This window comes from Bacillus sp. LR_5 (assembly GCF_042709275.1).
This window is the reverse complement of sequence record NZ_JAVAXX010000253.1, coordinates 1-9,221: the sequence shown is the minus strand read 5'-3', so window position 1 is coordinate 9,221 and position 9,221 is coordinate 1. Positions and strand designations below refer to the sequence as shown.

General features: G+C 42.5%; 6 protein-coding genes and 1 pseudogene. 3 read left to right on the top strand and 4 right to left on the bottom strand.

Features of this window, described 5'->3' with window-relative positions; genetic code table 11:
- Positions 1-298: 298 nt before the first annotated feature.
- The 3 genes from RAC86_RS30345 to RAC86_RS30335 form a co-directional block, all read right to left on the bottom strand.
- Positions 299-1,651 (bottom strand): polysaccharide pyruvyl transferase family protein, encoded by a 1,353-nt coding sequence (locus RAC86_RS30345; protein WP_072565567.1) that lies wholly within the window; start codon positions 1,649-1,651, stop codon positions 299-301.
- A 290-nt stretch (positions 1,652-1,941) separates the two neighbouring features.
- Positions 1,942-3,381 (bottom strand): 6-phospho-beta-glucosidase BglA, encoded by a 1,440-nt coding sequence (gene bglA, locus RAC86_RS30340; protein WP_072565568.1) that lies wholly within the window; start codon positions 3,379-3,381, stop codon positions 1,942-1,944.
- A 13-nt stretch (positions 3,382-3,394) separates the two neighbouring features.
- Positions 3,395-5,263, bottom strand: a complete 1,869-nt coding sequence (locus tag RAC86_RS30335; protein ID WP_072565569.1) for a beta-glucoside-specific PTS transporter subunit IIABC — start codon at positions 5,261-5,263, stop codon at positions 3,395-3,397.
- 157 nt (positions 5,264-5,420) lie between these two features.
- Between RAC86_RS30335 and RAC86_RS30330 the strand changes: the two genes are divergently transcribed.
- The 3 genes and pseudogenes from RAC86_RS30330 to fbp all read left to right on the top strand — a co-directional run bounded on the left by RAC86_RS30330 (position 5,421) and on the right by fbp (position 8,466).
- Positions 5,421-6,131, top strand: coding sequence for a GntR family transcriptional regulator (locus RAC86_RS30330; RefSeq protein WP_072565570.1), 711 nt, complete (start codon positions 5,421-5,423; stop codon positions 6,129-6,131).
- A gap of 67 nt (positions 6,132-6,198) precedes the next feature.
- Positions 6,199-6,331: pseudogene (locus RAC86_RS30325) on the top strand (hypothetical protein).
- A gap of 209 nt (positions 6,332-6,540) precedes the next feature.
- Complete coding sequence (gene fbp, locus RAC86_RS30320) at positions 6,541-8,466, top strand: fructose-1,6-bisphosphatase (protein ID WP_072565571.1); 1,926 nt, start codon at positions 6,541-6,543, stop codon at positions 8,464-8,466.
- A 546-nt stretch (positions 8,467-9,012) separates the two neighbouring features.
- Here fbp and RAC86_RS30315 read toward each other — a convergent pair.
- A partial coding sequence (locus tag RAC86_RS30315) for a hypothetical protein (RefSeq protein WP_377886358.1) occupies positions 9,013-9,221 on the bottom strand: 209 nt, incomplete at its 5' end.

Below are 9,221 nucleotides of genomic sequence, written 5' to 3'. Positions count from 1 at the left end.
AGATACTTTGAACAAAAATGGAATACATTCCTTCAAAGATTTGAAGAAAAGGGGCTGCCGTTAAAAACAAGGCAGACCCCTCAAATGAAATGAACCAACTTGACTGATGGTTGCACAAACAATACGAATCTTTGGGATCAGGTGCAACTGCCGCTCTCGGCGCGTTTGATTACCTTATCCGCAACTAATACAAGAAAGCCGCAATATTGCCAGATTGGCAGCTTGCGGCTTTCTTTTTTATTCCAAAAATATTGCATGTTTTATACAATTGTAATATAGTTGTAATGTTAGTGAATGGTCACTTCACACTCAGCATATTTGCTGTTTTTAAAGCGATACGCACTGATTTCCTATTTAAAGTGCCCTGATACTTTTTGACCTTTTTTTTCAGATCTTTAATGGTTTTTTCCTTTTTGGCATTTTCTAATGCCATAAGCGCTTCCCAGCGTTTCGCTGTTTCTGTGGAACTGCAGCCGCTAACTGTAGTCACAGGCGGAAGAAACTTCGTGTTAGATAGTTTTTCGTCAAAAGGAACGGTATCAGGAATCGCTTTCTCTTGATAAATATGATCCAATTGATTTTGATTCAGGAAGCTGATGAAATGGTCAAAGTTTTGCGCTTGCCGTTTCTCAGGCTGATGAAAATCAAGTGTTTCAATTAATTCTGACAGTTTTGTCTGATCTGTTATCTCATTTGCCATGACATGCGTTAACTGATGGTACTCAGCTAATTCCCGCATTCTTGCATCTTTCGGAAGCAAAAGGCTCGGTGTTCCGGCAATCGTTGCTGCGATATTCCCATGCAGCCTTGCGCCAAAGCTTAAATCAGCTTGTCTCAGGAAATCCAGCCATGTCGGCACATTTAAAAAGAAACGGACTCTATCATTCTGATAAGCTGGGTCTTCCATGCTGACCGGATAATTATCAGCAGGCTTCGCTATCGCAGGAGCACCTGCATACGTCAGAATCATCTCTTTTCGCCATTGCGGGATAAAGTAATGATTCGGGAACTCTTTCATGCTTCTCGTAATGAAGTCCAGTACATGCTTAGGAGACAGCCTTGATGAGTTAACCGTCACCATTGAACCTGGTGTAATATGGGTTTCTCTTATCTTCAGTTCTCTTCCAAACGCATACATAGAAGGACAGCCAATTACCGTATGGTCAATACCTTCACGGAATCCTAATCTGGAAAGGTATTTCGCTGTGATTTCACCGCGGACACCGATCATATTTGATCTCTCCAGCACGGCACTCACAAACGCTTTCACATCTTGATCAAAAGGAAAACCCTCATTTAATTTTGGTTCAAACGGAGCACGCAAACCAACCCCAATCACAACAACCGGAATGGTTAGTTTCTTAATTAATTGGGTATATTTCCGTAAAGAAGGTACAAAATCCTCGCGGAATGCATCTGCCAGCGGAATAATATACATATCATATGTTTTATTAATTTGTTCAGCATCTGCCGGATTAACCCGATAATAATCTGGTGTAATCGTCGTTTCTTCTGTCATCAGCGTACGAAACACACTGTAGGCATATACTAAGTTTCCTACGTTGCCGCCAATGGAGTTGCGAACAATCATTTCAGCTGCATTGAATGTATCAAATGGTGATATGCCAGCTCTTATTAAAATGTTTTTCAATGTGATGTTGCCCCTTCCTCGCCAAATTTTTGTCAGGAGATTTGCTTAGGGAACTCTATCATAATCTTAAAATCTTCAGCCGGACACCCGCTTTCATCCCTTTTTACTCACAAACTCCCTCCCTTTTTTCCGTTCTAATATTAAATTATACAAAAAAGCATCTTACAGGTGAAATCATAACATAGCAATCAGCACTGGTAATCTATTCCCATCATTGGATGTCAGTTCATATCACACCAAAAAACCCGAATCAGGCACTTCAGTAAAAGTACTCGATTCGGGCCAGCAGCTTATAATTCCTCGCCGTTCGTTTGAATGACGTTTTTGTACCACTCAAATGAATCTTTCTTATATCGCTTCATGGATCCGTTTCCTTCATTATCACGATCAACATAGATCATGCCGTAGCGTTTTTTCATTTCCCCTGTTGTGAAGGAGACGATATCAATAATTCCCCACGGCGTGTAGCCAATTAAATCTACACCGTCGTAAGTAACCGCTTTTTCCAATGCTTCAATATGTGATTTCAAATATTGAATTCGTTCCGGATCATGAATCTTGCCGTCTTCCTCCAGCGTATCCACCGCGCCAAAGCCGTTTTCAACGATGAATAACGGGATTTGGTACCGGTCATAAAAACGGTTTAACGTATATCTCAGCCCAGTTGGATCAATTGCCCAGCCCCAGTCACTCGATGTGATGTACGGATTTTCGACACCATTCGGCAAGCCGCCGTTGACGATATCGCCCGTATTATCATTTTCCACATCGCTTTTCACAGTTGTGGACATATAATAGCTGAAGCCTAAGTAATCAACGGTTCCGTTTCTTAAAATCTCATCATCGCCGTCTTCAAATGTGATATGATAGCCTTCCCGTTCAAATTCCTTCAACGCGTAGCTTGGATAATAACCGCGAACCTGCACATCCGGGAAGAAATAGCGCTGTCTCATTTCTTCTTCAGCCAGCATCACATCTTCAGGATTGGAGGAGAAAGGATAAATCGGCACGTGTGACACCATGGCCCCAATCTGGAAGTCTGGATTGATGTCTTTTCCTTTTGCCACTGCTAAAGCGCTCGCCACTAATTCGTGGTGCGCCGTTTGGTACATGACTTCCTTGGCGTTTTCGTTTTCTCCAACCACCACACCTGAATTCGTCCATAGGAACAGCGGATTGTTCACGTCCATTTGGTTGTTGATCTCGTTAAATGTCATCCAGTACTTCACTTTATCTTTGTAACGGTTGAAGCAAGCCTCTGCGAAGTTGACGAAGAAGTCCACGACTTTCCGGTTTCTGAAGCCGCCATATTCTCTTGCCAAATGCAGCGGCATTTCAAAATGAGACAGGGTAATGACCGGCTCGATCCCGTGCTTCAGCAATTCATCAAACACATCATCATAGAACTGCAAACCCGCTTCGTTCGGTTCAGCCTCATCGCCTTTCGGAAAAATCCGGCTCCAGCCGATGGACGTCCGCAAGCATTTTAATCCCATTTCTGCAAACAAAGCGATATCTTCCTTGTATCTGTGATAGAAATCAATGGCTTCATGATTCGGATAAAATTCGTTTTCTTCAATAGTGTCAGTGATTTTTCTCGGCACACCGTGCGCACCCGCTGTCATGACATCGACGACACTCGGCCCTTTACCGCCCTGATTCCATCCGCCTTCAAATTGGTGGGCAGCTAAAGCACCGCCCCATAAAAAATCCTTCGTCATGTTTCCCATGTTTCATTCCTCCTCAGCTTACGACTGTAAATAATTTTTGGTCTATCGTACTTTCTTCAAGATCCTCAATGAGAATTTCCTGATACGCATGTGAATTCGTGATGATGACTGGGGTAATCGTTGTTAACCCTTTCTCTTCAATGAAAGCTTTATCAAATTCAACAAGCACTTCGCCTTTTTTGACTGTATCGCCCTCTTTCACCTTCAAGGTAAAAGGAGTGCCGTCTAATGTCACCGTATCCAGTCCGATGTGCACAAGCAATTCGACGCCAGACGCCGAACGAAGGCCGATCGCATGCTTTGTAGGCGCGACCATGACGACGGTTCCGTCAAACGGGGCAAACAATTTATTATCGGATGGCTCAATCGCCAACCCTTGTCCCATTGCACCTGAACTGAATACCTCATCAGGCACGTTAGAAAGCGGGATCACCTTGCCGCTAAACGGAGCATATACGGTTTCTTCATTTGCCTGTGCCGTTTGACCATTTTCCTTTTCCGTCTGTGCAGCAGTATCTTCACCGTAGCCAAAGATCTGAATCAGCACAACAGGGAGAATCACCGCAATCGCAGCACCGATTAAAATGCCCCAAATGGATGTCGGGAATTGTTCATTGATACCATTCACGATCGTCAGCGGTCCCGGAAGTCCCGCATAGGCAAAGTAATACGGATGAAAGAAGCTTGCCACGATTGCGCCAACCGCGCCGGAGATACAGCCAAAGATAAACGGCTTCTTAAATCTCAAGGTTACACCATAGATCGCCGGCTCTGTAATGCCAAACAGTCCTGTGATTCCAGCAGAGACGCTGACTTTTCTCGTTTCCTTGTTTCTCGCTTTCAAAATGACGCCAAGCACGGCCCCAACCTGCGCAATGACCGCAATCGTTTGATACGCTTGAAATGAATCCCGACCGTATAAATCAAAGTTTGCCAATACCATCGGCGTGATGCCCCAATGTACACCGAAGATCACGATGACCTGCCAAAAAGCGCCGATGATCGCCCCAGCCAAAGCCGGCACGTTTTCCGCCAAAAAGTTGTAACCGTTTGCAATTCCATTTGCGCCTAATGTTGTCACAGGGCCAATGAGAACAATCGTTAACGGCACCATGATGACCATGCATAGAAACGGAACAAACAACGGTCTGACCACTTCGTTCATTCTCTTATTCAAGAATCGTTCAACATAAGACAACATCCACACTAAAAATAATGGCGGCAGCACGGAAGACGTGTATGTCGTTTGCGATAAAGCAATCCCTAAGAAAGAAATGCTCTTTCCGTCTGCAATTTGAGCCGCCATCTCCGCCCATGTCGGACTGACTAACGCGGCACAGCACGCTACAGCGATATACGTGTTGGTCTTAAAATGCTTTGATGCCGTAATCGCGATAAAAATAGGCAAAAACGTAAACGGCGCCCAAGATATGAAACTGAAAACCTGATAAACTCCTGTTTTCTCAAAACCAGCAAACAATAAGTTAATGATAATTAATGCCCCTTGCAAAATACCAGCAGCGGCCAGAATGTACACAAACGGCGCAAACACAGCTGACATCGTCGCAATGATCCGGTTCAACATCGTTCCTTTATTCTCGCTCTGTTCGCCAGAAAGATCAATATGGACCAGCTTTGAAAACTCCTCGAAGACTTCCCCTACATGCTGTCCAATGACAACCTGGAATTGACCGCTGTTCTCTACAACCGTAATGACGCCGGGCATCGACTTCACGATATCCTTCGCTTTAGGGTTAGATCGCTTCAGTACCAACCGAAGCCTAGTAGCACAGCGAGAAGCTCCTATTACATTCTCTTCCCCGCCTACGGCCTCCAAAATGTCTTTCGCTAGTCTCGTATAATCTCTCACTTTCCCCGACATTTTCACCCACCCCTTAGTTTTGGTTGCGCTTTCATTATAATTGTATCGGTATAATTTATCAATACCCAAACAAAATATTTGTATACTGACTATGATTGTAAGCGGTTTATGCTATAATTTTGACAAGTGAAACTAAACGAATAAATGAGGAATGCGTATGTTAAAGTACCAGCAAATCGCAGCGGAAATTGAAACATATATAGAAGAACACCAGCTCAAACAGGGAGACAAACTGCCAGTGCTAGAAACCCTCATGGCCCAGTTTGAAGTCAGCAAAAGCACAATCACAAAGTCCCTGGATCTATTAGAGCAAAAAGGCGCGATCTTTCAGCTCAGAGGAAGCGGCATCTTCGTCAGAAAGCATAAACGAAAAGGCTATATCAGCCTCCTGTCGAATCAGGGATTTAAAAAAGATCTCGAGGATTTCAACGTCACCTCAAAAGTCATTGAGCTGGACGTGAGAAAGCCGACACCGGAAGCGGCAGAAAATCTAAACATCGGACTTGATGAAGACATCTACTATGTCAAAAGGGTCCGCTACATCAACGGCCAAACCCTTTGCTACGAAGAATCCTATTACAACAAATCCATCGTGACGTATTTAAACAACGAAATCGTCTCCCACTCCATCTTCCATTACATCAGAGAAGGACTGGGATTGAAGATTGGTTTTTCTGATTTGTTTCTGCACGTGGGCCAGCTGAATGAGGAGGAAGCGGAGTATTTGGGGCTGAAAGCTGGACTGCCGAAGCTTTATATTGAGAGTATCTTTCATCTGACGAATGGTATTCCGTTTGATTACTCGAAGATTTCTTATAATTATGAGCAGTCGCAGTTTGTGGTACAGGCTAATAGTTTTTTGTTGTAGGCTGCTGCATCTTGTTTCTAATAAAGAAACACCCCTCTTCTTTCATTAACTATGGAAGGTGGTCGACATATACAAAATCATCATCCCTGCAATCAAGCCATCTTCGTTCTCTGGATACTGTTAAGAATCCAATGAACTACTTTATCATATTCATTATCTTTTTCCTCTTTATCAAGATGGTGAAAGAAAAACAACAATAGTTTGCTTCGAACAGCTACAGGAAACCAGATTTAACATCTGGTTTTTTTGTGTTTCACTTTATTCACCCGTTTCAATTGTCTATAAAAGGAGTTATGCGGTACTATCATATAAAGGTCCAATGATGAAAAATAATGTCATACTTTTAAATTCACCTTATCATGCACATGCTCATAAATAGGGGTTTATTCTAAAAAGGGGATGGACGATTTTGGAAAGCAAGTACTTAGATCTACTCGCACAAAAATACGATTGTGAAGAAAAAGTAGTAACGGAAATCATTAATTTGAAAGCGATACTGAACCTGCCAAAAGGCACCGAGCATTTTGTCAGTGATTTGCACGGGGAGTATCAGGCATTCCAGCATGTGCTGCGTAATGGTTCAGGAAGAGTAAAAGAGAAGATACGCGACATTTTCAGCGGTGTCATTTACGATAGAGAAATTGATGAATTAGCAGCATTGGTCTATTATCCGGAAGACAAACTGAAGTTAATCAAACATGACTTTGATGCGAAACCAGCATTAAACGAGTGGTATAAAGAAACGATTAACCGAATGATTAAGCTCGTTTCTTATTGCTCCTCCAAGTATACCCGCTCCAAACTGCGCAAAGCACTGCCTGCCCAGTTTGCTTATATTACGGAGGAGCTGTTATACAAAACAGAACAAGCTGGCAACAAGGAGCAATATTACTCCGAAATCATTGATCAGATCATTGAGCTTGGCCAAGCCGATAAGCTGATCACGGGGCTTGCTTATAGCGTTCAGCGATTGGTGGTCGACCATCTGCATGTGGTCGGCGATATTTACGACCGCGGACCGCAGCCGGATAGGATTATGGAAGAACTCATCAACTATCATTCTGTCGATATTCAGTGGGGAAATCACGATGTCCTTTGGATCGGCGCCTACTCCGGTTCCAAAGTGTGCTTGGCCAATATTATCCGTATCTGTGCCCGCTACGACAACTTGGATATTATTGAAGACGTGTACGGCATCAACCTGAGACCGCTGCTGAACCTGGCCGAAAAATATTACGATGATAATCCAGCGTTCCGTCCAAAAGCAGACGAAAACAGGCCAGAGGATGAGATTAAGCAAATCACAAAAATCCATCAAGCGATTGCCATGATCCAATTCAAGCTTGAGAGCCCGATTATCAAGAGACGGCCGAACTTTAATATGGAAGAGCGGCTGTTATTAGAGAAAATAGATTATGACAAAAACCAAATCACGCTAAACGGAAAAACATATCAACTGGAAAACACCTGCTTTGCGACGATAAATCCGGAGCAGCCAGATCAGCTATTAGAAGAAGAAGCAGAAGTCATAGACAAGCTGCTATTCTCTGTCCAGCATTCCGAAAAGCTGGGCCGCCATATGAATTTTATGATGAAAAAAGGCAGCCTTTATTTAAAATATAACGGCAACCTGTTGATTCACGGCTGTATTCCTGTAGATGAAAACGGCAATATGGAAACGATGATGATTGAGGATAAACCGTATGCGGGCCGTGAGCTGCTCGATGTATTTGAACGGTTCTTGCGAGAAGCCTTTGCCCACCCGGAAGAAACCGATGACCTGGCGACAGATATGGCCTGGTATTTATGGACAGGCGAATACTCCTCCCTCTTCGGAAAACGCGCCATGACGACATTTGAGCGGTATTTCATCAAAGAGAAGGAAACACATAAAGAAAAGAAAAACCCGTATTATTATTTACGCGAAGACGAGGCAACCTGCCGAAACATCCTGGCAGAATTCGGCCTCAATCCAGATCATGGTCATATCATCAACGGCCATACACCTGTAAAAGAAATCGAAGGAGAAGACCCAATCAAAGCAAACGGAAAAATGATCGTCATCGACGGCGGCTTCTCCAAAGCCTACCAATCCACAACAGGCATCGCAGGCTACACGCTGCTATATAACTCCTACGGCATGCAGCTCGTCGCCCATAAACACTTCAACTCCAAGGCAGAAGTCCTAAGCACCGGAACTGATGTCTTAACGGTGAAGCGATTAGTGGACAAAGAGCTTGAGCGGAAGAAAGTGAAGGAAACGAATGTGGGTGAGGAACTGTTGCAGGAAGTTGCGATTTTGGAGAGTTTGCGGGAGTATCGGTATATGAAGTGAGGGATGTGGGGTTCAGGGATGGAATTCTCTGGGCTCTTTTTTATGGTTTAACACAGCAAATTGCTAACTAGTCCAGTTACCTTTTATAAGTATGTTAAATATATATTTAAGTCGATTTCAATTATACAGAAGTAACAAATCCAAGAGATTTTCACTTTATACTCAAGCTATCGTGAAACGAATATCAATGTTTTTCACAGCCATTACCCGTTCCTGATTATAAAAAATACCGCCTTATTTATAACTTTTTTCCTCTACTTATAGTACGTTCTCCGTAACGCTTTAAGAGTAGCATAATGACTCTTAATACATGAATTCTTTATTTACCTATACAGCTAATGCAATACATGACATTACAAATGTATTCAGATAGATCTGATAACAAAAACCACCCTAAGCTAGACGACTAACAGGGCGGTTATTGCGGAAACTATTTTATTTTGGAACTCATAGAATTTTTTTGAAACCTATTTTTATTCAATTATCTACAAAGTATATATCATTGTTACCAAAAGTCATTTTCAAAAATGATTGATTTCGAGACACTCACTTGAGTTTTCTTATTGAATTTTTAAAGTTTTCTAGCCTCTCAACAATTTGTTCAATAGTATCAATATTTTTTGAGTGCTTGGAAATTTTATCGTTAGATACATTAACTGGTATCCAATCAATTAGAAATGCTCTGTATCCATTTAAATAATTTACTAAGCTACCTAAACTATTAATATTTTTATGTCTGTATATCAAGTCAACTT